Here is a 24,792-nt window from a genome sequence, read left to right on the forward strand (position 1 = left end):
CGACCGCTAAAACTGCACATCCAGCGTCACATTGTCGGTATAGGTGGCCTCCGGCGGTGTGGCCTGGTCGGTGTACACCTTGGCGTTGTAGTTGAACACCTGGCTGCCCGTGCCGGTGCCAGCCCCCGGGTTGATGTCGGCGTCACTGCTCGAACGCCGGTCACCGGTGACCGAGCCCCAGCGCACCGCGCTGGCGCTCTTGAAAATATCGTAGGCCAGGTAGTTGTTGGCTGCAGATTTCATCCTGCGCCGCCCGCCAGACACGTTCTGCCCGTCATCCAGCCCCACCGTGTAGCTGGTACCCTTGGTGCATGTCAGGCTTACGCCCTGGTTCACCGTGGCAAACCCCGATACCACGGGTGCACTGCCGAAACTGATGGCGGGGGTGGTGATCTGGCAGTCGTTGCTCACCGTCAGGCTGACCGTGAGCGGCTGGGTGCCAGAACTGTTGTCGCGCCCAATGCACAAGCCGCCAATGCCGATGCCGTCGCAATAGTTCCAGGCCCAGCCGACGCTCAGCGTTTCCTGATAAAGCCCCGCCGCAACGTTACTGCCGACCTGGGTCCGCATGTAGATCGGTACCGCCTTGGGCGTACCATTGAGCAACCCGAGCAGGTCGAGAATGCCGTTGCGGGCGAAATCGAAGGCCACGCCCCGGGTGATCGGGTAGTTGGTGCTGCTGTCGGCATACAACGTGTAGGGGATGACGTCGCCTGTGGGGCCGACCAAGCCACCTGTGGCCGGAAGTATGGTCGCTTTGAAGGTATCGCCGCTGCCGAGCACGCTGAGCACCGAGCCGTTGCACTGCAACCCCGAATTGCTGCTGAAAGCGGTCTGTACCGTGCTGCGCACCAAGGTCGAACTGATGGTGCCAAATGTCGCGGGCACCGTTGGCACTGACGTGCATTTGCTCCATGCCACGCCTGCCGGCAGCAGCAGCAGCAGCAGCAGCGCGCTGGCCCATAACCTTCGTTGCCAGGCCTTCATCGGCACACCAATGGGCCAATCAAGGGGATCGACCCTGCACTTTCAGGCAGGTCGAATTCAACCTGGCAATGCCCGCCCCCCTCCAGCGCAACTTGCAGGCGGTTGTGCGGCGACAGGTTCTCCAGGTAGACCAACCCATCCCAGCCAACCACGGCCTGGCTGCCACTTTCCTCATGGGTCACGCGGCTGCCGAGTTTGATCACCTGCTGGTTGCCATCCACCAGTTCAATGCTCGCCGCCAGCACACGATTGATCGGGAACTCCAGCAAGTAACCACTGCCCCGACGGACCGCCACGCGTTGCTCCACTTCCGGCGCCAGGATGTCGGGCGGCAGGTCCATCGGGTCGATTTCATACTTGCCCCGGTAGTAGCCGCTGCTGTAAGGCACCAGCAGATGGCCATTGCTGTCGGTGCGGCCGATCTGCTGATTTTCGTAGCGCACCGGCACATCGGCATAGCCATTGGTGCTGACTACTACGAAGGCGTCGTCGATGCGGTTGGCGGCGAACACCCCGGCGTCCATCCACACCAGTGAGCCACTGGCATCAGCCCAACGGGTCATCTCGCCACTGCTGCCATACACACCGGCCTGCAAATGCACCGACTGCAGGCGCCAGGTGACATCGGCCTGGCGGTAAGCATCGCGGTTGCCACCGGTGGCGTAACCCAGGTTGTAGCCGACACCACCGCCCACCGGCACCGCACGGCTGTAATTGACCCGCTGCAGGTCCTCGCCTTCCTTGCTGCGCTCCACACTCATGGCCAAGGTGCCATTGAAGTCGAACGGAATCACCAGTTGCGCCTGCACGGCCCACTGGCTGTCACCAACCTCGCGGTTGCCCGACAGGTAGATGCTGGTGTTGCCCCATAGCGACTTGCTCCAGCTGAGGTTGATCAGCCGGGTGCGCGAACCGTCCCCGGCCCGGACATCGAAATAGCCGGCGCCGAGGCTGCCGTATTCGTTGAGGTTGAAGCTGACAGTGGCCTGCTCGCTGCGTTGGCTCAGCTGCATGTCCGGGCTGTCGACCCGTGACAGGTCGGCATAGTCGCCATAGCGCTGCAGGCGTTGGTAGCTGAAGCCGATGCGCTGGCTGTTGTACTGGTAGCCGAGGGCGACCTGATGGCCCTTCTCGCCCTCGAACTGGCTCTGCGCCAAGGCCGCGTTGAGCACCCCGAAGTTGCCCACTCGCATGTTGCCACCCAGCCCGCCCAGCAAAAGCGATTCAGAGGTTTCGATGTGGCTTTCGAGGGTAAAGCTGTCACTCAGGCCATAGCGCAGGCTGCCCGAGGCGACGCCTGGGCCGTAGCTGAAGTCGCGCACCGCGTAGTCGCGGCGCAGGCTACCGGCAGCTACCGAAAAGTCCGACAGACCTTTTTGCAGCAGGCTGCTGGTGACATAGAACGGCAGCGTGGTCGACACCTGCCGGCCAAGGGCGTCGGTGGTCACCACCACTGCCTCGCCGGCGCCGTTGATGAACGGCACGTTGGTCAGGGTGTAAGGGCCCGGCTGCAGCTCGGTAGTACTGGACTTGTAGCCGTTGATGAACAGGTCGAGCGAGGTCGGCACCGCCGCCTCACCGGCGAATGCAGGCAGTGGGTAGGTGACCAGGTCGGGACGGGCGCCGAAGTCTCGCGACAGTTGCAGGCCGCCGACCCGCACCGAGCTGGTCCAGGGCAAAGCACCGGTGACGAAATCACCGGCTTCGTAACTGAGCAGGCGTTGTTCATCCGTGAAGCGCCAGGTGCTGTCGTAACGCAGGAAGCCCTGGCGCGTCTGGTCGGCCTGCGCACCATTGAACGACTGACGCCACTGACCGGTGCTGGAGAAGGTTCCCCAGCTATCGAACAGGCGTAGTTCATTCCAGGCCGCCAGGTAGGTGCCGCCTTCATCGGTATCGTTGAGGTACAGGTCATAGTTGAACAACACGCCGAAGCTGCTGCGTGCATCGCTGGCCGGGTACAGGCTGCGGTCGCCGACCTGTTGGCCCGGCAGCCAGGCGGGTGGTACCTGCAACAGCAGGCGTTGGTTCGCGCTGTCGTAGTCGGTGTGCAAGCCCGGCACCGCATCCAGGGCCAGTTCGCCCTGGGGCTCGCCCGGCAGGCTGATACCGGCAGCCCGCAACACATCGCTGCTCAGGTACAGGCGCCCGGCCCGTTGTTGCACGGGCACCAGCTCAGCCTTGGGCATCTGGTTCACCAGCAGGTCGAGGTACAGCGTGGCATCGGCGGTGGCGGACATCTCCGTTGGCGGTGGCGGCAGGTCGTTGGCCAGCACCAGGCAGGGGCCGAACATGGTCAGCCCCAGGCACCAGCGGCGCGTTGTCGCCGACAGCCAGTTCACACACGGTTTCCAACCATTGCCGGGTCCTCCCTGGCCCCTGCCCTTCATTCAATTGCTGGCTCATTGCCCTTGGCGGATGGCATCCGCCGCGCTCTGGCCATTGACCCGCCCCTTGAGCACGCTGCCGGCGCTCGGCGCCAGTGGTGCAGGCCAGCGCATGCTGGCACCGGGCAGCACATAGCCCAGCAGGCCTTCGGCCAATGGTTTGCTCTGGCTGCCCTGCTGCACCACCATGTCGGTCAGGCGCGCATGCACCGGGCCGGTGTTGCGCAGTTCCACGTAGGGCTTGCCCTGCACCGTCACCGCGCGCCAGCTCAATTGCGGCTTGCCCACGCCCTCGGCGTTGCGCTTGCCCTCGGGATCGGCCTTGCCCCACAAGCCTTCGCCGTAGACGAACAGCGGCACCGAGTAGCGCATCTGCAGGCGGATGGCGGCCGTGGCGCCCTGGCTGGCGGGGTCGGCCGGTATCGCCGGGGGGATTTCATCGATGATGATGCGATAGGCCTGCTCCTGGCCGGCGGGCGAGCTGCCGGTGCGGGTCAGGCGAATCAGCTGCTTCTGCCCAGGGGCGATGTTGGCCACTGGCGGGCTGCCAATGATGTCGCGCTGCGGCTGAAACTGCTCCTGGTAATCCCCCTGGCGCCAGGCGAACACCCGCACCTGCAAGTTGGCCGGGGCGCTGCCGCGGTTTTCCAGCCACAGCGCACCGGCCTTCTGGTCGGCCTCCAGCACCGGATCAATCGGCCAGATCAGCACCGAGGTGGCGGCCCCCGCCGGCAGGCTTGCCAGCAGCAACAACCCGATCAAACCATGCGCCCACTTCGCGCCTGCCCCCATGCCACTCTCCTTAGATTGCTGTCATTGGTGCCGGCTGTTTCACCAGGTCACCGTCACTTGCACTACATCGGTGTAGGTCCCTGCCGGCAGCGTGCCGGTCAACTGGGTTCGGCCATACACCGGCAACTTGATCGCCATGGGGTCGGTGTAACTGACCGCCACGCTCTGGCCGATGCCAAAGGCTTGGCTGTAGGCCGCGTCGCGGTACAACTGGTAGGCCAGCACTTGCGTGCCGCCTGTGCGTTTGAGGTTGCGGGTGCCGCTGGCGTTGTTCTGCCCGCCGTCCAGGCTCATGCTCAAGGCCACGCCTGGGGTGCACTGGAAGGTCACCGTGCTGCCCCCCAGCGAGGTGCTCAGGGTACCGCTGGCCAGCGCCGACTCGGTGCCGAAGTTGAGGGCCCCGTAATTGCTCACGCCCCCGACCACCAGGCAGCCGGCGACGATCTGTGCAGACACCTGGAACGTGCTGGTGGGCGCCGCACCCAGGGGCGTCGCCAGCAGCACAGCGATACCCGTGAGGCCACCTGCCAGCCAGGCGCGCATGGCTCAGAACGTCAGCTCGACCGCCACGGTGTCGGTGTACACCCCCGCCGGCAGCCCCGCCTTGCCGCGTGCCTGGCCGTACAGGTTGACGGTCTGCGCCACGCCGGTGCTGGTCGGCAAGGTGATGGTGCCGTCGATATCCAGCACCTGAGTGCGCCCGGTGTCGGTGTAGAAGTCATACGGCACGAAGTTGCCGGCACCGTCGGCGAGCGCACGCGTCCCGCCGCTGGACTGGCCATCGTTGGTACCGGCCCGCACGCGGATCGCCGGTATGGTGCCCGCCGAGCACAGGATGCTCATGGCGCCACCGCTACCGCCAAGCACTTGTGCGTTGGCGGTGCCGAACAGAGCATCCTGGGTACCGAAGTCGAGGGCACCGAAGTTCAACCCTGAACTCGCGGAACTGCCGTTGACCTGGCAGGCCGAGATCAGTGTCAGCGTCGAGGTGATGTTGCCAGTCACCGTGGCGGCCTGGGCCTGGGAAGCCAAGGCCAAACCGAGGCCGGCGAGGATGCAGTGGGTGAGGTTCGTTCGCATCGGAGTCTCCTTGCGTGGTTACCAGTCCAGGGTCACTCTCAGGGTGTCGCGGTACAGCCCGGCAGGCAGCGCGCGCGGTTGCGCCACCACCACACCGTAAATCGGAATCGGAATCTGCTGGGTGCTGCTGATGGTGAAGGCGCGCGCCTGGCCGATGCCGTAGCGGCTGTTGCCGCCTGGGTCTACCGCCAGTTGATAAGGGATCAGTTCACGGCCGTTGCTCAGGCGTCGCACACCGTCGCTGCCATTCAAGCCGCCATTGATCCGCACATTGAAGGCCCGCACCTCGGGCGTGCAGCTGATCTGCAAGCTGCCTTCACCAGCCACTTCGTCGACCCGGCTGCGCAGTGGCTGGTCCCAGTTCGGGCCGCGTTCACCGAAGTCCATCAGGCCGGGGTTGCCCAGAGTCGCGGGTTGGTCGGTGCCGCTGCTGATCTGGCAGGCCGCGCTGATCACCAACCGTGCCTGGATGAAACCGGTGGTGGTGCCATGGGCCATACCGCCGGGCAACAGCAGTGGGCCAAGGGTAAGCAGCAGGATCGAGGTGCGGTTCATGGCGTCGCGTCCTTGCGCATGGTGGCGTCCCTACCAAGTGACCGTGATCTTGAGCAGGTCGCCATACAGGCCTGCCCGTGGTACCCAGGCCAGTTTGTCGATACGGGCGTATAACGGCAGTTCAATGGACCCGCTGTCCGGCACCCGTGCCGAATGCGCCACATCGACCGCAACCGGTTCGCGCCAGGCAGCGTCGCGGTACAAGCGATAAGGAATGGGCCGGGCCTTGGCGTCGTCGTTGGCCAGAAAGCGCAGCTCACCTGCGCCACCGTGCTGGCCGCCATCGACCCGCACCTGGTAGGGCGTGTCAGGGTTGCATTCAAGGCGTGGCGGCCGTTGGTTGAGGAGTACACCGCTCAAGGGCGCATCAGGGCCATCCAGACGCGCAGCGCTACCCAGGTCGATCCGACCCAACGCTTGTGCGCCAGCGTCGCGCGTCTGGTTGACGAGCATGCAGCCGCGCTGCACCAGCACCCGCACTTCCACGAGAAAGTCAGCCGCTACGGCACTGCCGCTCAACATCAGGCCCAACAACGCGACCACAAAGCGTTCCGTCACTTGATAATCCTTGTCGCTGTGTGCTCACCTGAGCGTAGCAGCGCGTTGGAATATCATTGATGGCTTCAAGCCATTTTTTTGGTACTAGCGAGAAAGCGATAGCGCGTGTTCAAGGCCACTCCTCGACAGCCGTCAGGAAAAAATCTTCTTCATCAGCGAACCCCTCGTCGCACAGTGCCTCCAATGGCCATGAGCCGGCAAATCAGCCGACATTCTGGTACGGTGCATGGCTACCCTCATCCCGTGCCAGACAGATGCGGCATGCACGGACAGGCATGACAGGAGCGTTTTCATTGATGACTGCAGACAACCCATTCGCCGAGGCCGCAGAGCGCTGTGCCCAGGAGCCTATCCAGGTGCCTGGCAGCATCCAGCCCCACGGGTTTCTGCTGGTGCTGGACGAAACCGACCTGCGCATCCTCCAGGCCAGCGAGAACACCGAGCGCTGGCTCGGCTTGCCGGCCAGGGAACTGCTGGGCCGCACGGTTGCCGACCTGGTCAGTGACGCCTTCGATGTACGGGCGCACCTTGCGCGCCTGCCCGACGACGAGGCCTTTCCTTTCCATATAGGCAATGTGCGCCTGCGCCAGGGCGCCCCCTGCACCGAGCCATTGCGCGTAATGGCCCACCGTCACGACCAGGTGCTGATCGTTGAGTTCGAGCCGGTGCTCAGGCTTGCGAACACGGCCGAGCAAGGTGATTACTACCCACTGGTGCGCAGCTTTGTCGGTAACCTGCACCTGGCTACCAGCCTTGAGGAGTTGCTGCAGCAGTCGGTGCAACAGCTCAAGCGCATCACCGGTTTTGGCCGGGTCAAGGCGTACCGTTTCGACAGCGAAGGCAACGGTCAGGTGCTGGCCGAGGTGGCCGACCCAGGCTACCCCAGCTACCTGGGCCTGTGCTTCCCCGCTTCGGACATCCCGCGCCAGGCCCGCGAGCTGTATCGGGTCAACCGTATCCGCGTGATCGAAGACGCCAACTACCAGCCCTCGCCGCTGGTGCCTGCCGCCAACCCGCGTACCGGCAAGGCACTGGACATGAGCTTCGCTGCGCTGCGCAGCGTGTCGCCGGTGCACCTGCAATACATGCGCAACATGGGCACCCTGGCGTCGATGTCGTTGTCGATCGTGGTCGACGGGCAGCTGTGGGGGCTGGTGTCCTGTCACCACGATCAGCCGCGCCCGGTGGGCCTGCCTACTCGCACCGCCTGCGAGCTGCTGGCCAGCGTGCTGTCGCTGCAGATCGAATCGCGCGAGTCTCACGCCAGCACGCGCAAACTGCTCGACCTGCGCCAGCACATCGTGCGCATGATTTCGTCGATGGCCGACCATGACAGCGTCAGTGACGGCCTGCGCGACCTGCCCGAGGTCTTGCTGGAGTTCGCCGACGCCTGCGGCGCTGCGGTGATCTCGGCCGACCGCTGCGACCTGATCGGCAAGACGCCACCGCAAGCGCAAGTCACGGCGCTGGTGCATTGGTTGGCCCAGCGCGGTGAAGACACGGTATTCCACAGCGACAACGTACGCCGCGACATCGACGAGTTGCCTGAGCTGGCGGCCCATGCCGGCGGTGTGCTGGCGGTGGCCATCTCGCAAATCCATTCGCACTACCTGGTGTGGTTCCGCCCTGAACAAGTGCGCACGGTGAACTGGGCCGGGCAGCCTGCGAAACAGCTCGGCCCGCAAGGCCAGCTGGACCCGCGGCACAGCTTCGAACGCTGGCAGGAGGACGTGCGCGGTTATTGCCAACCCTGGGACCCTTTGATCGTCGAAGGTGTGGTTGAACTGCGCACCGCCGTGCTGGGCATCGTCCTGCGCAAGGCCGAAGAGCTGGCGCAACTGGCAGGCGAGCTGCGCCGTTCGAACAAGGAACTCGAAGCCTTTTCCTACAGCGTGTCCCACGACCTGCGAGCGCCCTTGCGGCATATCGCCGGCTACACCGAGCTGCTGGGCGAGATCGAGGGCCAGGGCCTGAGCGAACGCGGTCGACGTTTTTTGCAGCATATAGAAGAAGCGGCGCATTTTGCCGGCAGCCTGGTGGACAACCTGCTGAACTTCTCGCAGATGGGCCGCTCGGCCCTGCGCCTGTCGGATGTCGACCTCAATGCCCTGGTCGACGCCATTCGCACCGAGCTGGCCCCGGACTACCAGGGCCGCGAAATCGTCTGGGATATCGCCACGCTGCCGAAGGTGATTGCCGACCCGGCGTTCATCAACCTGGCGCTGCAGAACCTCATTGGCAACGCCATCAAGTACACCCGCGGGCGTGACCCGGCGCGTATCGAAATCAGCGCCCAGGTGCATCAGGGCGAAGTCGAGGTGTGCATCCGCGACAATGGCGTGGGGTTCGACATGGCCTACGCCAACAAGCTGTTCGGCGTATTCCAGCGCCTGCACCGTATGGAAGACTTCGAAGGCACTGGGATCGGCCTGGCAAGCGTACGCCGCATCATCGAGCGCCATGACGGCCGCGTCTGGGCGCAAGGCCAGATCGACCAGGGCGCCAGTTTTCACTTCACCCTCCCGCGGCCCGCCGCGACTACATGAGGCCCCTGTACCATCATGCTCAAACCCATCCTGCTGGTAGAAGACAACCCCCGGGACCTGGAGCTCACCCTGCTGGCCCTGGAGCGCAGCCAGTTGGCCAACGAAGTCATCGTGCTGCGTGACGGCGCCGATGCCCTGGACTACCTGCTGCGCCGCAACGCCTATGCTGCACGCGACGACGGCAACCCCGCCGTGCTGTTGCTGGACCTCAAGCTGCCCAAGGTCGATGGCCTGGAAGTGCTCAAGGAAGTCCGTTCCACGCCTGACCTGCGCAGTATCCCGACGGTGATGCTGACCTCGTCTCGAGAGGAGCCCGACCTGCTGCGCGCCTACGAGCTGGGGGTTAATGCCTACGTGGTCAAGCCCGTGGAATTCAAAGAGTTCGTCGCCGCCATCTCCGACCTCGGGATATTCTGGGCCGTGCTCAACGAACCGCCACCCGGCTCGCTGCGCCTAAACCGCCGCAGCAGCAATTGAGGCCACCGCAAAGATGCTGCCAACGCCGCTGAAACTGTTGATGGTCGAAGACAGCTCGATGGACGCCGAGCTGACCCTGCTGCGCCTGGAGCGCAGCGGGCTGCACGTTGAGTCGCAGCTGGTGTTCGACCATATAGGGGTCGAGCACGCGCTGCGTGAGGCTCATTACGACCTGATCCTCTGCGACTGCGTGCTGCCCGGCTCGTCCGGCACCGACGTGCTGGCCATTGCCCAGCGCCTGGCACCGGACACCCCGTTCATCTTCCTTTCCGGCATCTACGGTGAAGAGCACGCGGTGGAGATGATCCGCCTGGGTGCCACCGACTATGTGCTGAAGAAAAACCTGCCCCTGCTACCCAAGGCCGTGCGGCGGGCCCTGACCGAGGTACAGGAGCGCCAGCGCCGACGCCGCGCCGAAGAAGCGCTGGCAGATGTCGAAGCGCGCGCACGCATCGCCATCGACGCCGCCGGCATGGGCACCTGGGACCTGCGCCCACAAGAAGGCCTGTTGCTGTGGGACGACCGCTGCAAAACCTTGTTCGGGTTGCCCACCAGCACCGAGATGAGCATGGAGGTGTTCCTGGCCGGCATCTACCCCGATGACGTCGCCATGGTCCGTGACGCCGTGCAGCATGCCATGCGTTCCGAGAGCGACGGCCACTACCGGGTCGAATTCCGTAGCGCGCTACTCGACGGCCTGGAACCGCGCTGGCTGCTCAGCAGCGGCCAGACCCAGTTCGTCGACGGCCAGTGCGTGCGCTTTTCCGGCGTGCTGCAGGACATCCATACCCAGCGCCAGGCCACCCAAGCCCTCAAGCAACTCAACGAGATGCTCGGTGAACGGGTCGAGCGCCGCACCCGTGAACGCGACCGTGCCTGGGAGCTGTCGCAGGACTTGCTGGCGGTGTTGAACAAAGACCTCACCCCGGTCGCGCTCAACCCGGCCTGGGAGGCGAGCCTGGGCCTTTCCCGCGAGCGGCTGAGCCAGGCGTCGCTGCTGCACCTGTTACCCGAACCCGATCAAGAACTGTTGCTCACCGAACTGGCCGCCCTCGCCCACGGCCGCACCAGCGCGCGCTTCGTCGGGCGCATCCTGCATGCCGGCGGCCAGCAGCGCTGGCTGTCCTGGGTGGTGGTACCGGAAGACACCCTGCTGTATGTGGTGGCCCGCGACATCACCAGCGAGCGCGAGGCCGCCCTGGGGCTGGCCGAGGCCAACACCCGCCTGCGTGAGCAAATCACCGAGCGCGAGCGCATCGAGGCCGCGTTGCAACAGATGCAGCGCCTGGAAGCAGTCGGCCAACTGACCGCTGGCGTGGCACACGACTTCAACAACCTGCTGACAGTGATCCTCACCGGTGCCAGCTTCCTTGAGCGCGACCTGAACAAGGCCGACCTGAACAAGGCACGCACCCGCCTCACGCATATTCGCGAAGCGGGCGAACGGGGTGCCAAGCTGACCTCGCAGTTGCTGGCCTTCTCCCGACGCCAGCGCCTGGAGCCGGTGCCACTGAACCTGAACCGGACCCTGGCCGGCCTTGAGGAGTTGCTGCGCCGCACCCTTGGCGGCAACGTGTCGGTGCGCCTGGACCTGGACCCGAACCTGTGGCAGGCACTGACCGACCCGACCCAGACCGAGATGATCATCCTCAACCTGGCGATCAATGCCCGGGATGCCATGCCGGACGGCGGCCAACTGGCCCTCTCGACCCGCAACACCCACATCGAGGCCCGCCCTCAGCGCCCGGAAGACCCCGACCCCGGCGAGTACGTGATGCTGAGCATCCGCGACACCGGCTGCGGCATGAGCGAAGACGTGCTGGCCAAGGTGTTCGAGCCCTTCTTCACCACCAAGGACATCGGCAAGGGCTCGGGCCTGGGACTGGCCCAGGTATTCGGCTTTGCCAAGCAGTCGGGCGGTGGCGTGCGCATCGACACCGAGCCTGGTCGCGGCACTCAGGTGGCAGTGTACCTGCCGGCGGTAAAGGATCACGTGCAGAGCGAACCGGTGGCCCCACTGCTTGCCCAGCCGACCAGTGCAAGTGGCCACAACCGCACGGTGCTGCTGGTGGATGACGACCACCTGGTACGCGACATGCTCGGCGATGTGCTGCGCCAGTACGGCTATCAGGTGCGTCAGGCGCACAGCGGTGAGCAGGCCCTGGCCTTGCTCGATGACGAGATTGACCTGTTGCTGACCGACTTTGCCATGCCCGAATTCAACGGCGCGCAGTTGGCGCTGGCGGCGCGCGAACGGCACCCGCGTTTGCCGGTGGTGTTTCTGACCGGTTATGCAGAGCTGGAGGGGTTGGAGTTGCCGGGTAGCCTGGTGATGCAGAAGCCTGTGCAGGCCGATGAACTGGCGCGTGCGCTGAGTGAACTGCTGCGCACCTCGCCGTAGTTTGCACCCCCTGCCCATGTCGCCGGCTTACCGGCGACATGGGCAGGTACAAACGCCGGAAACGACAAAACCCGGCGCTTGTCTTGCTAAGCACCGAGAAAAGAATAGGTAATGTGAAACAGAAAATGGCAGGGGCGGCTGGATTCGAACCAACGCATGGCAGGATCAAAACCTGCTGCCTTACCGCTTGGCGACGCCCCTGTATCGGATGCAGCAATTGCTGCTTTGACAATTCCAACTGCCTGACAACTGGGTTGTTGTCGTGGAATGCGCGGCACTTTAACAACATTCTTTAGAGCTGTGAACCCCCTTTATGAAAAAAAATGCTTTAAAACAGCAAGTTACTCTTCGTCACCGGCGCGAAGCGCCCATCCCCGGCAACCACCCGTCGCTTTCCCCCTGCCCCGCGTCAACACAATCGTATTTCACCCTTCCAATCAGATAAGCGCACTGCATTGACCAAGGAGGCACCCATGCCTGTCTCACACGACCTTTACCAGGACTTGCACTACCCCCGCGAAATCGTCCAGCAACGTCGCCAGCAGGACAGGGCCCTGGACCGGCTCTTGGACGAGTACATGGACATCGACAACCAAGTGCTGGCCGCCGAGTCGATCTCCGCTGGCAATTTCGTCGACGAAGACCTGCGCCACCTCAAGGAACGCCGCCTGGCGGTGAAGTACATGATCGAGCGCCAACTGGAACGTAAAGGCTGAGGGCCGCGCGAACCTATCTCGTCTGGCGATCATTGCCCACTGCTTTCTCTATTGGTCAAAATGGCGGCCTTCGCGCAAGCTGCGCCCCGCCCCCTCGACCAAGGAGCTATCGATTTGCCTGCCTGGATCCCTACACCGCTGCGTCAGCTCGGCCAGCGCCTGCGCGCAAGCGCTGCCCCTCAGAGCGAATTGCTGGCCTGGTTCGAGGACAAGGCCAGCAGCCGTGGCTACCAGCTCAGCGAGGGTCAGCGTCGGGTCATCCAGTGCATGGCCGAGCAGGTGGCACAGCTGGAAAACGGACAACCGCGCAGCCTCTACCTGCATGGCTCAGTGGGCCGGGGCAAAAGCTGGCTGCTCGACGGTTTTTTCCAGGCTGTGCCGGTTGCGACCAAGCGGCGCCTGCACTTCCATGATTTCTTTGCCCGACTGCACCAGGGCATGCACCGCCACCGGGCGCTGGACGATGCCCTCGGGGCGACCCTGGACGAGCTGCTCGGCGCGTGTCGAGTGCTGTGTTTCGACGAATTCCATGTGCATGACATTGGCGATGCCATGCTGCTCACCCGGCTGTTCACCGCGCTGTTCGAGCGTGGGATATGGCTATTGGTAACGTCGAACTACGCACCGGAAGGGCTGTTGCCCAACCCGCTTTACCACGAACGTTTTCTGCCGGTGATCCGCCTGATCAACGGCCGAATGCAGGTGCTGGAAGTCGGCGGCGACACCGATTTTCGCAGCCTGCCAGCCAACCGCGAGCACCAGCGGTTTACCCAAGGTCACTATGTGTGGCCCGGCACCGCCGAGCAGCGCCAGGCACTGAACGTGCCGGGCGCGCAGCCTGCCACGCTGGATATCAACAAACGCAGCCTGCGCGCACTGGCCCATCAAGGTCGGCAGGTGATGTTTGCCTTCGACGACCTGTGCGAGCAGCCTACTGCGGTGATCGATTACCTGGCGCTGGCGGCGCAGTACGATGCGTGGGTCATCGATGGGCTGGGCGATTTGTCCGACTGCTCATTGGCCGCGCAGCAGCGATTCGTGAACCTGGTGGATGTGCTATATGACCAGGACAAGCAGCTGACGGTGATCGGGCAGCGTCCGCTGGATGAGAGCCTGGGTGGCGCGATTACCGACCTGATGCGCACGCGCAGCCGGCTGGGGCAGTTGCATCAGGTGGGGCCTGATTGATGCCGGGGCTGCCATGCAGCCCCAGCATCCCGCCTCAACCCGCCCGCGGCAGGTCCGCCAGCACCGCCTCGATTTCCCCCAGCACAGCGGGGTCATCCAGGGTCGAAGGCGGCACATAGTCCTGGCCATCGGCAATCTTGCGCAGCACCGCCCGCAAGATCTTCCCTGAGCGGGTCTTGGGCAACCGCTTGACCAGCCGCACCCGGTTGAAACACGCCAGTGCCCCGATTTCCTCGCGCACGTTGCCCACCAATTCGACCAACAACTGCGACTCGGCAATGCCTTCGCCATCCTTGAGCACCACCAGTGCCAAAGGCACCTGCCCCTTGATATCGTCATGCACGCCGATCACCGCGCATTCGGCGACCGCCGGGTGACGCGCCACCAGGTCCTCCATCTCGCCGGTAGACAGACGATGCCCGGAGACGTTTATCACGTCGTCCGTGCGCCCCATGATGTACACGAAACCGTCATCATCGAGATAACCGCCGTCGCCTGTGTGGTAGTAGCCGGGGTAGGTGCGCAGGTAGGCCTGCAGGTAGCGCTCGTGGTCGCCCCACAGCGTCTGGCTGCACCCGGGCGGCAACGGCAGCGCGATGACGATCGAGCCCTGGTGGTTGGGCCCCAGCAAATGGCCTTCATCGTCCAGCACACGTACGTTGTAGCCCGGCACGGCGCGGTTGCTCGAGCCCGCTCGCGCGGCGCTGCCGTCCAGCCCAACGCAAGGTGCGGTGACCGGCCAGCCGGTCTCGGTTTGCCACCAATGGTCGTGCACCGGTTTGCCAGTGACCCGCTCCAGCCATTCATGGGTGCTGGAGTCGAGCTTCTCCCCAGCCAGAAACAGCTGACGCAGCGAGCTCAGGTCATGCCCTTTGATCAACGCGCCGTCCGGGTCTTCCTTGCGGATTGCACGCATGGCGGTCGGCGCGCAGAACAAGGCGTTGACCTTGTATTGCTCGACCACCCGCCAATACGCCGAGGCGTCCGGGGTGCGTATCGGTTTGCCCTCATAAAACACCGTGGTGCAACCGCTCATCAACGGGCCATACACAATCAGCGAATGGCCGACCACCCAGCCCACATCGGAAATCCCCCACCACACGTCACCGGCCTGCATACCGTAGATGTGGCGCATGGCATAGCACAGCGCTACCGCGTTGCCGCCGTTTTCCCGCACGATGCCCTTGGGCTTCCCGGTGGTACCGGAGGTGTACATGATGTACAGCGGGTCACCTGCATCCAGCTCGACAGGGGCGACCGGCTTGGCCATTGCCAGCGCTTGCTGCCAATCGAGGTCGCGGCCAGGCTGCAACGGGGCGCGGGCCTGGGGCCGCTGCAATACCAGCACATTGCGCGGCTGGTGGCGGGCCAATTGCAGGGCGCGATCGACCAACGGCTTGTATTCGATCACCCGGTCGAACTCCAGGCCACAGGACGCCGTCAGCAGCAACGCGGGCCGGGCATCATCGATGCGCAAGGCCAGTTCGTTGGCGGCAAAACCGCCGAACACCACCGAATGCACCGCACCGATCCGCGCGCAGGCCAGCATGGCCATGGCCGCCTGGGGCACCATGGGCATGTAGATGATCACCCCGTCCCCCTTGTTGACCCCCAGCTGGCGCAGCAAGCCCGCCAGGCGTGCCACCTCGTCGCGCAACTGACGATAGGTATACGCCTGTTGCACGCCTGTCACAGGCGAGTCGTAGATCAGCGCCAACTGCTCGCCGCGACCTTGTTCGATCTGGTGGTCGAGGGCAAGGTGGCAGCTGTTCAGGCGGCCGTCGGCAAACCAGCGGTGGGTACCGTCCGGGTTGTCCTGCAAGGTGAGGGAAGGCGTGCGGTGCCAGGCCAGGTGCGCGGCCTGTTCGGCCCAGAATGCGGCAGGGTCGGCAATGGAATGGGCGTAGCTGTGCTGATAGCTCATGGCGTAGAAAACCCGGTACTTGTTGTTATTGAAGGGCGAAACTTGAGTATGGACCGCCACACCGGGGCCGCCATGGGACTAAAGTCACAACCGACCTGCAAATTTGCAGACAACGCCAATACGCCCCATAACGGTGCAAATTCTCTAGAATAGGCCTCCCCTTCCGCCACTGAGCACCCCATGGATATCGAACAGGCCCGTACCTTTCTGGAAATCGTGCGTTGCGGCAGCCTGGTCGCCGCCGCTGAGCGCCTGTTCGTGTCGCAGACCGCGATCACTGCACGGGTGCAGCGCCTGGAGCAGCAACTGGGCTGCCAGTTGTTCGTACGCAGCCGCAACGGCGCCAGCTTGACCAGCGATGGCGAGGCCTTCGTCAGCTATGCCAACCAGCTGGTGCAGACGTGGGAGGCAGCGCGCCGCGACCTGCCGCTGCCTGAAGGGTGCCAGCAGGTGCTGCATGTGGGCGGCGAAGTGAGCCTGGGCAACCCGATGATGCTCGACTGGGTCAGCGCCCTGCACCGCGAACTGCCCAGCCATGCCATCCGCAGCGAGGTGAGCGATGGCGAGTCGCTGCTGCGCAAGGTGGAGATGGGTCTGCTGGACGCCGCGCTGGTGTATCAGCCGACCTACGGGCCGGGCCTGCAGGTGGAGCAATTGATGGAAGAGAAGTTGATCCGCGTGCGCCGGGTTGACCAGCCAGACCCGTACATCTACATCGACTGGGGGGAGGCATTCCGCCGCCAGCACGACGCTGCCCTGCCCGACTGCGCGCGCCCGGCACTGAGCTTCAACCTCGGGCCCCTGGCTCTGCAGTTCATCCTCGACCAGGGCGGCAGCGGCTACTTCCGTACCCGCGTAGTGCAGGCCTATCTGGACAGCGGGGTGTTCGAGCGGGTACCCCAGGCACCAGAATTCACCTACCCGACATTTCTGGTGTACCCGCGCAAGCGCGACAGCGAGGCCCTGCAACAGGCATTCGCGATACTGCGCCGGCTGGTGGCCGCCGGCGCCAGCGACTGGTCACAGCGCTGGGACCCGGTGATCTGAAGCATTGCCTGCGGCGCTGAGCAACTGGCGTTTGAGGCCGGCGATCAGGTCGGTCTGGGTGACCACCCCGACCAATTGGCCAGCGTCGATTACCGGCAAGCAGTGCAGCCCTTGTTCACACAGCAAGGGCAACAGGCGCTCCAGCGGGTGCTGGCTGCTGACACTGATCACCCGCCGGCTCATCACCTGCGCCATGCGCACCGCCTTGCGCCCGAACAGGCCGCGCCAACGGAACTGCCCCCGCTGCATGGCCGGCCCGACCAGGTCGCTGAGGCTGACGATGCCTACCAACTTGCCGTGCTGCAGCACCGGCAGGGTTTTCAGGTGGTGACTGGCCAGCATCGTCCACGCCTGCTCCAGGGTGGTGTCGGGTGACGCGAACTGCACATCCCGGGACATCACCGATGCCGCCGTGATACCGCCAAGGCTGCGTTGCAGGGCATGCTGCTCGGTGGCAAGGATGATGCGTTCCAGCTCGTCGCGGGTGACGTCTACGAACTCGCCCAACTCTTCAAGCGCCTGGTCCAGATCGGCGCCGCTGACCCCCACGCGCTCACTGGGCAATGGGTCATGGGTGTGATGCAGCTCTTTGCGCGGGGCATTGCCCTTGGGGTAGCGCACGCCGGTCAAACGGTTGTAGAGCACCGCGACTGCCACCAGGATCAGCGCATTGAGCAGCACCGGCTCCAGCAGATGGTCACCCAGGGCCGTAAGCCCCGAATCGGCCAGCACTGCACTCACCGCCACCCCACCGCCCGGCGGGTGCAGGCAGCGCAGCAGGCACATCAACAGCACCGAGATCGCCAGGGCTGCGGCAGCCACCCACAGCTCAGGCCCGAAGCCCTGGCGCATGGCCAGGCCGACAGCGCCCGCCAGGGCGTAACTGCCCAGCACTGGCCAAGGCTGGGCCAAAGGGCCGGAATGCACGGCAAATACCAGCACTGCCGAGGCAGCCAAGGGGCCTAGAAGGTGCAAGGCGATGCCAGGGCCGTAGGCCAGGCTGGTCAGCCAGCCGGCGAGGAACAGGCCGAGCAGTGCACCGGCTCCAGCACGCAGCCATTCTTTAGGGGATGTATTGAGGGGCGCAGGCAACAGCCGCTGCAGACGACTTTCGGAACGCGAGGCAGGCATTGGAATAATCGGGATCGTAGTTTTTCTGGTGAAAAAGAAAGCCCAGCCGAGCTGGCCTGGGCCCTGTATTGCCAAAGCAATAGCGCAAGGGGCTCCGTCCGTGGAGAGATGGAAACTGGGAAGTTTCGTGAGGGGATTGTGCCGGGCGGGGCTTACAAGGGCCAATTCAAAAAAATGCGGCTGTACTGCAATATTTTTGCAGTGGTGATCTGGCAGGCCCCGGCGTTATCGAGCCCGGCGCGGCAACTCGATATTCACCCGCAACCCGCCCAAAGGGCTTTCGAGCAACACCAGGCGCCCGCCCCAGGCCTCAACGATGTCGCGCACGATGCCCAGCCCCAGGCCATGTCCATCGACCTGTTCATCCAGCCGCGAACCGCGCTCCAGCACCTGCAGACGCTGGCCTTCAGGGATGCCCGGGCCGTCATCGTCAACCCACAGCTGATAACCCCCTTCACGCGGCGCAATCCCCAGGCGCACCTCGCTGTCGGCCCACTTGCAGGCGTTGTCCAGCAGATTGCCCAGCAGCTCCAGCACGTCTTCGCGATCCCAGGGCAGCAACAGCCCAGGCGGTACGTCCCGCTCAAGCACCAGGCCTTCACCGTGGATCATCCCCAAGGTACCCAACAGCCCTGGCAATTCGGCATCGCAGTCGAACTGGGCACCCGGCAAGGCATCGCCCGCCAGGCGAGCCCGGTTGAGTTCGCGCACCAGGCGCTGCTGAATCTGCTCAAGCTGTGCGCGCATCTGCTCACGCACGTCGGGCAGCCCCTGCAAGCGCTCGCTGGACGCCAGGCTCAGCAGCACCGCCAACGGCGTCTTCAGCGCATGGCCCAGGTTGCCCAGGGCATTGCGCGAGCGGCGCAGGCTGTCTTCGGTGTGGCTCAGCAAATGGTTGATCTGCCCCACCAACGGTGCCAGTTCCACAGGCACTTCGGCATCCAGCTGGGAGCGCTGGCCCTGTTGCAACTGGGCGATCTGTTGACGGGCTCGCTCCAGTGGGCGCAACGAGCGCTTCACCGTGATGCGCTGCAGTACCAGCACCAGTATCAAGGCCACCAGCCCCATGCCCAGGCCGATCTGCTGCATGCGCCGGAAGCCTTCGCGCACCGGTGAGTAATCCTGCGCCACACTGATCGAGATATCCTGGCCAAGGCGTCGATAGTCAGCGCGCAGCGCCAGCAATTGCTGGCCCTCAGGGCCTAGCTCGTGGCTATCGGAAAGGCCGGGCGCAGCAGGCTTGGGCATGTCAAGGTCCCACAGCGAGCGCGAACGCCAGGTACCTTGGTCAAAATCGATGCGAAAGTAATAACCGGAAAACGGCCGCTGATAAGCGCCGGAAATACGCCGCTCATCCAGCTGCAACCCCGAAGGGCCACGCACCAGTGCCACCAACAGGTTCTCGCTTTCCTTGCGCAGGCCGTTTTCCAGGTAGCGCTGCAGGCCCGCCTCGAACAACCACAGGGTGAGCTGCGCCAGCACCACGCCCACCACCACCAGCACCGCCACCAGCCCCAGGCTCAGGCGCGCCTGGATCGACTTCACGCGACGTTCCCGGCGTAGATGTAGCCTTGCCCGCGACGGGTTTCGATCACACTGCGGCCCAACTTGCGACGCAGGTGATTGACATGCACTTCAAGCACATTGGAGTCGCGCTCGGTCTCGCCATCGTAGAGGTGTTCGGCCAGGTGGCTTTTGGAGAGGATCTGCTGCGGATGCAGCATGAAATAGCGCAGCAGCCGAAACTCGGCGGCGGTCAACTGGATATCGGCCCCATCGCGGCTCACGCACTGTCGGCTTTCATCCAGGTGCAAGCCGGCAGCTTCCAGGGTGGGCTGATTGGCCAGGCCGCGGGCACGGCGCAGCAATGCCTGGATGCGCAACTGCAACTCTTCCGGGTGGAAGGGTTTGCTCATGTAATCGTCGGCCCCAGCCTTCAGGCCCTCGATACGTTCGGCCCAGGAGCCGCGCGCGGTCAACACCAGCACCGGCGTGGCCAGGCCGCCGGCGCGCCACTGGGCCAGCACATCGAGCCCCGGCAAGCCCGGCAGGCCGAGGTCGAGGACAATCAGGTCGTAGGGTTCGCTCTGGCCCTGGTACACCGCATCACGGCCGTCGGCCAGCCAGTCCACGGCATAGCCCTGGCGTTGCAGGCCGGCGATCAGTTCATCGGCCAGCGGCACATTGTCCTCGACAAGCAACAGGCGCATTCAGTCGTCTTCCTCGTCTTTGAGCAGCACGCCGCTGCGGGCATCCAGCTTGATCTCGCGCACCACCCCGGCAGGGGTCAGCAGCTCGACCTCGTATTCGTAGCGGCCGTGTTTTTCTTCCAGCTCTGCCTCCAGCAGACGCGCCCCGGGGTAACGCCCCAGGGCTGAGTCAAGCAATTGCTCAAGCGGCAGGATGACGCCCTTTTGCCGCAGCTCAAGGGCTTCATCCTGATCGAGGTCACGGGCAACCGCCAGCGAACAGACAGCCATCAGCGCGAGGGCCAGGTAGCGAGCCTTGCGCGGTAACGCTTTCATCAGGTGTCCTGTTTGTCCTTCAGTACTTCACCCGTCTTGGCGTCCAGATCGACGTCCCACTCGACGTTTTGCGCATCACGCAGTTCGACCTTGAGGATGTAACGGCCGTACTCGTTCTCGAGCTCCGAATCGGTGATGGTAGAGCCCGGGTGTTTTGCCTTGGCCGTTTCAGCCAGTTTCTGCAGGGACTGAACGGTACCGGCTTTTTCCAGGCCGCTGATTTCGTGAGCCGGCACATCGGCCAGGGCAACGTTGGCACCAACAGCCAGAGCAGCGGCAGCGAACAGGGCAGTCAAAGTCTTCATGAGGTTCTCTCCTGAGAGATGTTCAAGTTGTCTACGGGGTTAAGATTACCCAGCGGTCCTTAATTCAACCTGAAAACAGCTGGCGCCATGATAAACTGCGCGCATTATTGATTCATACAGAGTTTTGAAAGCGTGGAAATCTTCAAGGAATTTACATTCGAATCGGCCCACCGCCTGCCCCACGTCCCTGCCGGCCACAAGTGCGGCCGGCTGCATGGTCACTCGTTCAAGGTTGGCCTGCACCTTACCGGCCCGCTCGACCCGCATACCGGCTGGATCCGCGATTTTTCCGAGATCAAGGCGATCTTCAAGCCGATCTACGAGCAACTGGACCACAACTACCTGAACGACATCCCAGGCCTGGAAAACCCCACCAGCGAAGTCATCGCCAAGTGGATCTGGGAGCAGGTAAAGCCGTTACTGCCGGAGCTGTCCAAAGTGCGTATCCACGAGACCTGCACCAGCGGATGTGAATACACCGGGGATTGATCCCAGAGGTTGCCGGCTGCCTCGCAAGGCAAACTCGCGAAGCAGCCGGATCACTTACCGCGTCAGCCCTGCCTTTGCTCGAGGGCATCGCGCAAGAAGCACGGGGCGATGTAACGCTGGTAATGCGCCTCGGAAAGCAAAAAGAACTCCCGGTCGATCGCGTCGCGCAATTGCGGCAGATCCCAGCCACGGAATTCGGGCAACAGCACCATGCCATAGGCCTCCAGGTCGCGAATCATCCGCGCCCCACGGGCGATCAACTGGTAAGCCCAGCAGTATTCCGACTGATGTTCGACAAAACGGATGGCACGCTGCTCCAGTTGCTGGCGCAGCAGGCTTTTGTCGAAGACTTCCAGCTTGGCCATCATCACCTGCACCAGCAACTGCTCCAGACGCAACCACACGGCGCGCTTCTGCGCGTCGTCGTAGCCGTTCCAGTTGATCACTTCATGGTGAAAACGCTTGCAGCCACGGCATACCGTGTCTCCGTACACCGTGGAGCACAGGCCGACGCAAGGGGTCTTGATGGACTTGTTGGACATGAAAAACAACGGCTTTGCGGAGGAATACGAGCCCATGTTAGCCCTTTGTCTAACCGGGGTCACTCGTTAAAGTCATGTTCGCCGCCTTACCTTCGGGCTTTTTTTGCCGTAGAATCATCCCGCCTTTTCAAGGCAACAATGTCCGTTGGAAGCTGTTTTCAAAGCGTCACGAGCACAGTTAATCCGGTAGAACGGCGTTGGCCCGGGCCATGCACCCTCGCATGCCCGCGCCAGCCCTCATCAGCTCCCCGTTCTGCAGGCGTAAAACTTTGAAAGCAGCTTCTGTAAGGATTCTCTGCGACCCTGGCTGGGCGGCCCAAGAAGCCGTGATTGCGCATGGGTGCATGGAATGCTGGATGAGCGTCCCGGACTCCCTTTAGGGACCACTGATGAGGGTAATAACTGTGCTTGAAGCCTACCGCAAACACATCGAAGAGCGTGCCGCCCTGGGTATCGTGCCCCAGCCGCTGAACGCCGAACAAACTGCAGGCCTGGTCGAGCTGCTGAAAAACCCGCCGGCCGGCGAAGAAGCCTTCCTCGTAGACCTGATCACCAACCGCGTACCGCCAGGGGTCGACGAAGCTGCCTACGTCAAGGCCGCTTTCCTCTCCGCCGTGGCCAAGGGCGAAGCCAAGTCGCCACTGATCGACCGCAAGCACGCCACCGAGCTGCTGGGCACCATGCAGGGCGGCTACAACATCGAAACGCTGGTCGCGCTGCTGGATGACGCCGAACTGGGCGCCGTCGCGGCCGAACAGCTCAAGCATACCCTGCTGATGTTCGATGCCTTCCACGACGTGGCCGAAAAAGCCAAGTCGGGCAACGCCCACGCCAAGGCCGTGCTGGAGTCCTGGGCTGCCGGCGAGTGGTTCACCACGCGCCCGGCCATCGCCGACAAGTACACCCTGACCGTGTTCAAGGTGCCTGGCGAAACCAACACCGACGACCTGTCCCCTGCCCCGGATGCCTGGTCGCGCCCAGACATCCCGCTGCACGCCCTGGCCATGCTGAAAATGGCCCGCGACGGTATCGAGCCTCAGCAGCCAGGTTCGGTCGGCCCGCTGGCGCAGATCGAAGCGGTCAAGGCCAAAGGCTTCCCGGTCGCCTACGTCGGTGACGTCGTCGGTACCGGTTCTTCGCGTAAATCCGCCACCAACTCGGTGCTGTGGTTCTTCGGCGACGACATCCCGTACGTGCCGAACAAGCGCGCCGGTGGTTTCTGCTTCGGCACCAAGATCGCCCCGATCTTCTACAACACCATGGAAGACGCCGGCGCCCTGCCGATCGAGTTCGACTGCACCAACCTGGGCATGGGCGACGTCATCGACGTATACCCATACAAAGGTGAAGTACGCCGTCACGACAGCGACGAACTGGTCACCAACTTCGCCCTGAAAACCGAAGTACTGCTGGACGAAGTCCGTGCTGGCGGCCGTATCCCGTTGATCGTTGGCCGTGGCCTGACCGAAAAAGCCCGCGCCGAACTGGGCCTGGGTGCGTCCGACCTGTTCAAGAAACCAGAGCAGCCTGCCGAATCCAACAAGGGCTTCACCCTGGCGCAGAAAATGGTCGGCCGCGCGTGCGGCCTGCCAGAAGGCCAAGGCGTGCGCCCAGGTGCATACTGCGAGCCGAAGATGACCACCGTCGGCTCCCAGGACACCACTGGCCCGATGACCCGCGACGAGCTGAAAGACCTGGCGTGCCTGGGCTTCTCCGCTGACCTGGTGATGCAGTCGTTCTGCCACACCGCGGCTTACCCCAAGCCGATCGACGTCACCACCCACCACACCCTGCCAGACTTCATCCGCACCCGTGGCGGCGTGTCGCTGCGCCCAGGCGACGGCATCATCCACAGCTGGCTGAACCGCATGCTGATGCCTGACACCGTCGGCACCGGTGGCGACTCGCACACCCGCTTCCCGATCGGCATCTCGTTCCCGGCCGGCTCCGGCCTGGTGGCCTTCGCCGCCGCCACCGGCGTCATGCCGCTGGACATGCCAGAGTCGATCCTGGTGCGCTTCAAGGGCAAACTGCAACCCGGCATCACCCTGCGTGACCTGGTGCATGCCATCCCTTACTACGCCATCCAGAACGGCCTGCTGACCGTCGAGAAGAAGGGCAAGAAAAACGCCTTCTCCGGCCGCATCCTGGAAATCGAAGGCCTGGACGAACTGACCGTCGAGCAAGCGTTCGAGCTGTCCGACGCCTCGGCCGAGCGTTCCGCTGCCGGCTGCACCATCAAGCTGCCGGAAAAGGCCATCGCCGAGTACCTGAAGTCCAACATCACCCTGCTGCGCTGGATGATCGGCGAAGGCTACGGCGACCCACGTACCCTGGAGCGTCGCGCCCAGGCCATGGAAGCCTGGCTGGCCAACCCTGAGCTGCTGTCGGCCGACGCCGATGCCGAGTACGCCGAAATCATCGAAATCGACCTGGCCGACGTCAAGGAGCCTGTGCTCTGCGCGCCGAACGACCCGGACGATGCCCGCCTGCTGTCTTCGGTGCAGGGCGAGAAGATCGACGAAGTGTTCATCGGTTCGTGCATGACCAACATCGGCCACTTCCGCGCTGCCGGCAAGTTGCTGGAGAAGGTCAAGGGTGGCATCCCTACCCGTCTGTGGCTGGCTCCGCCAACCAAGATGGACGCTCACCAGCTGACCGAAGAAGGCTACTACGGCATCTACGGCAAGGCCGGTGCGCGCATGGAAATGCCAGGCTGCTCGCTGTGCATGGGTAACCAGGCGCGCGTGCAGACCGGTTCGACCGTGGTCTCCACCTCGACCCGTAACTTCCCGAACCGTCTGGGCGACGCGACCAACGTGTACCTGGCATCGGCCGAGCTGGCTGCTGTCGCTTCGATCATCGGCAAACTGCCGACCGTCGAAGAGTACATGCAGTACGCCAAAGACATCGACAGCATGGCTGCCGACGTCTACCGCTACCTGAGCTTCGACCAGATTGCCGAGTTCCGCGAGGCTGCGGCCAACGCCAAGATCCCGGTGGTTCAAGCGTAATCAGCGGTAAGCAGTAACAAAAACCCCGGCAGAAGTGCCGGGGTTTTTTATTGGGCGCTCGGCCCTCAGGGATGACTCCCTACCAGTGGGAGCGGGCTTGCCCCGCGAAGAGGCCCGCAAAGGCAACC

Annotated in this window: 22 protein-coding genes and 1 tRNA gene; 8 read left to right on the forward strand and 15 right to left on the reverse strand. The window is 63.9% G+C overall.

From position 1 onward, the window contains the following. Nucleotides 1-6: 6 nt before the first annotated feature. From HU770_RS04975 to HU770_RS05005, 7 genes are all read right to left on the reverse strand, one after another. Complete coding sequence (locus HU770_RS04975; protein ID WP_186663183.1) at nt 7-987, reverse strand: spore coat U domain-containing protein; 981 nt, start codon at nt 985-987, stop codon at nt 7-9. Beyond that, the gene (locus HU770_RS04980) at nt 984-3,281 is read right to left on the reverse strand and encodes a fimbria/pilus outer membrane usher protein (protein ID WP_186663312.1); all 2,298 of its coding nucleotides are present in this window, start codon (nt 3,279-3,281) and stop codon (nt 984-986) included. The genes HU770_RS04975 and HU770_RS04980 overlap by 4 nt, the downstream gene beginning before the upstream one ends. Nucleotides 3,282-3,389: 108 nt before the next feature. Further along, nucleotides 3,390-4,166 carry a molecular chaperone gene (locus HU770_RS04985; protein ID WP_186663184.1) on the reverse strand — a complete coding sequence of 259 codons (777 nt, stop codon included), beginning with the start codon at nt 4,164-4,166 and terminating at the stop codon, nt 3,390-3,392. 39 nt (nt 4,167-4,205) lie between these two features. Continuing rightward, on the reverse strand, nt 4,206-4,709 hold the full coding sequence (locus HU770_RS04990; RefSeq protein ID WP_186655027.1) for a spore coat U domain-containing protein: 504 nt from the start codon (nt 4,707-4,709) through the stop codon (nt 4,206-4,208). 3 nt (nt 4,710-4,712) lie between these two features. After that, entirely contained in the window at nt 4,713-5,246 is a 534-nt protein-coding gene (locus HU770_RS04995; protein WP_186655029.1) for a spore coat protein U domain-containing protein, read from the reverse strand. 18 nt (nt 5,247-5,264) lie between these two features. Beyond that, nucleotides 5,265-5,801: a spore coat U domain-containing protein gene (locus tag HU770_RS05000; RefSeq protein WP_095063636.1), complete on the reverse strand. Its 537-nt coding sequence runs from the start codon at nt 5,799-5,801 to the stop codon at nt 5,265-5,267. A 30-nt stretch (nt 5,802-5,831) separates the two neighbouring features. Beyond that, nucleotides 5,832-6,359 carry a spore coat protein U domain-containing protein gene (locus HU770_RS05005; protein WP_186655031.1) on the reverse strand — a complete coding sequence of 176 codons (528 nt, stop codon included), beginning with the start codon at nt 6,357-6,359 and terminating at the stop codon, nt 5,832-5,834. Between the two features lie 296 nt (nt 6,360-6,655). On the opposite strand from HU770_RS05005, the gene HU770_RS05010 reads away from it, so the two are divergent. From HU770_RS05010 to HU770_RS05020, 3 genes are read left to right on the forward strand one after another with little or no spacing between them, the layout of a single operon-like run. Further along, nucleotides 6,656-8,905 (forward strand): ATP-binding protein, encoded by a 2,250-nt coding sequence (locus tag HU770_RS05010; protein WP_186663191.1) that lies wholly within the window; start codon nt 6,656-6,658, stop codon nt 8,903-8,905. Nucleotides 8,906-8,920: 15 nt separating this feature from the next. Further along, nucleotides 8,921-9,382, forward strand: coding sequence for a response regulator (locus HU770_RS05015; protein ID WP_186655050.1), 462 nt, complete (start codon nt 8,921-8,923; stop codon nt 9,380-9,382). Between the two features lie 13 nt (nt 9,383-9,395). Then, nucleotides 9,396-11,783, forward strand: coding sequence for a response regulator (locus HU770_RS05020; protein WP_047581098.1), 2,388 nt, complete (start codon nt 9,396-9,398; stop codon nt 11,781-11,783). A 126-nt stretch (nt 11,784-11,909) separates the two neighbouring features. On the opposite strand, the gene HU770_RS05025 is transcribed toward HU770_RS05020, so the two are convergent. Continuing rightward, a tRNA-Gln gene (locus HU770_RS05025) sits at nt 11,910-11,984 on the reverse strand. A 272-nt stretch (nt 11,985-12,256) separates the two neighbouring features. On the opposite strand from HU770_RS05025, the gene HU770_RS05030 reads away from it, so the two are divergent. Both HU770_RS05030 and zapE read left to right on the forward strand, forming a co-directional pair. Then, nucleotides 12,257-12,499, forward strand: coding sequence for a hypothetical protein (locus HU770_RS05030; protein WP_186655053.1), 243 nt, complete (start codon nt 12,257-12,259; stop codon nt 12,497-12,499). Between the two features lie 114 nt (nt 12,500-12,613). After that, entirely contained in the window at nt 12,614-13,687 is a 1,074-nt protein-coding gene (gene zapE / locus HU770_RS05035; RefSeq protein WP_047581101.1) for a cell division protein ZapE, read from the forward strand. A 34-nt stretch (nt 13,688-13,721) separates the two neighbouring features. On the opposite strand, the gene HU770_RS05040 is transcribed toward zapE, so the two are convergent. After that, entirely contained in the window at nt 13,722-15,611 is a 1,890-nt protein-coding gene (locus HU770_RS05040; RefSeq protein WP_186663192.1) for a propionyl-CoA synthetase, read from the reverse strand. Between the two features lie 180 nt (nt 15,612-15,791). Between HU770_RS05040 and HU770_RS05045 the strand changes: the two genes are divergently transcribed. Beyond that, the gene (locus HU770_RS05045) at nt 15,792-16,658 is read left to right on the forward strand and encodes a LysR family transcriptional regulator (protein WP_186655077.1); all 867 of its coding nucleotides are present in this window, start codon (nt 15,792-15,794) and stop codon (nt 16,656-16,658) included. Here the strand turns inward: HU770_RS05045 and HU770_RS05050 are convergent. From HU770_RS05050 to HU770_RS05070, 5 genes are all read right to left on the reverse strand, one after another. Continuing rightward, nucleotides 16,632-17,789 carry an HPP family protein gene (locus tag HU770_RS05050; RefSeq protein ID WP_186655080.1) on the reverse strand — a complete coding sequence of 386 codons (1,158 nt, stop codon included), beginning with the start codon at nt 17,787-17,789 and terminating at the stop codon, nt 16,632-16,634. The genes HU770_RS05045 and HU770_RS05050 overlap by 27 nt on opposite strands. 225 nt (nt 17,790-18,014) lie before the next feature. After that, nucleotides 18,015-19,334, reverse strand: a complete 1,320-nt coding sequence (locus HU770_RS05055; RefSeq protein WP_186655083.1) for a sensor histidine kinase — start codon at nt 19,332-19,334, stop codon at nt 18,015-18,017. Next, a complete protein-coding gene (locus tag HU770_RS05060; protein WP_033699056.1) occupies nt 19,331-19,999 on the reverse strand; it encodes a response regulator transcription factor in 669 nt (222 codons plus the stop codon). Before HU770_RS05060 ends, HU770_RS05055 begins: the two co-directional genes overlap by 4 nt. Beyond that, nucleotides 20,000-20,314: a PepSY domain-containing protein gene (locus HU770_RS05065; protein ID WP_186655086.1), complete on the reverse strand. Its 315-nt coding sequence runs from the start codon at nt 20,312-20,314 to the stop codon at nt 20,000-20,002. Further along, a complete protein-coding gene (locus tag HU770_RS05070) occupies nt 20,314-20,619 on the reverse strand; it encodes a PepSY domain-containing protein (protein ID WP_186655089.1) in 306 nt (101 codons plus the stop codon). The genes HU770_RS05065 and HU770_RS05070 overlap by 1 nt, the downstream gene beginning before the upstream one ends. A 132-nt stretch (nt 20,620-20,751) precedes the next feature. Here HU770_RS05070 and queD point away from each other — a divergent pair, with 132 nt between their 5' ends. Next, nucleotides 20,752-21,108 (forward strand): 6-carboxytetrahydropterin synthase QueD, encoded by a 357-nt coding sequence (gene queD, locus HU770_RS05075; RefSeq protein WP_033699061.1) that lies wholly within the window; start codon nt 20,752-20,754, stop codon nt 21,106-21,108. 62 nt (nt 21,109-21,170) lie between these two features. On the opposite strand, the gene HU770_RS05080 is transcribed toward queD, so the two are convergent. After that, entirely contained in the window at nt 21,171-21,650 is a 480-nt protein-coding gene (locus tag HU770_RS05080) for a DUF1289 domain-containing protein (protein WP_186655091.1), read from the reverse strand. A gap of 404 nt (nt 21,651-22,054) precedes the next feature. Here HU770_RS05080 and acnB point away from each other — a divergent pair, with 404 nt between their 5' ends. Further along, entirely contained in the window at nt 22,055-24,664 is a 2,610-nt protein-coding gene (gene acnB / locus HU770_RS05085; protein WP_033699063.1) for a bifunctional aconitate hydratase 2/2-methylisocitrate dehydratase, read from the forward strand. The last annotated feature ends 128 nt before the right edge of the window (nt 24,665-24,792 follow it).

Source organism: Pseudomonas sp. SWRI68 (genome assembly GCF_014269165.1).
Taxonomy (GTDB): domain Bacteria; phylum Pseudomonadota; class Gammaproteobacteria; order Pseudomonadales; family Pseudomonadaceae; genus Aquipseudomonas; species Aquipseudomonas capeferrum.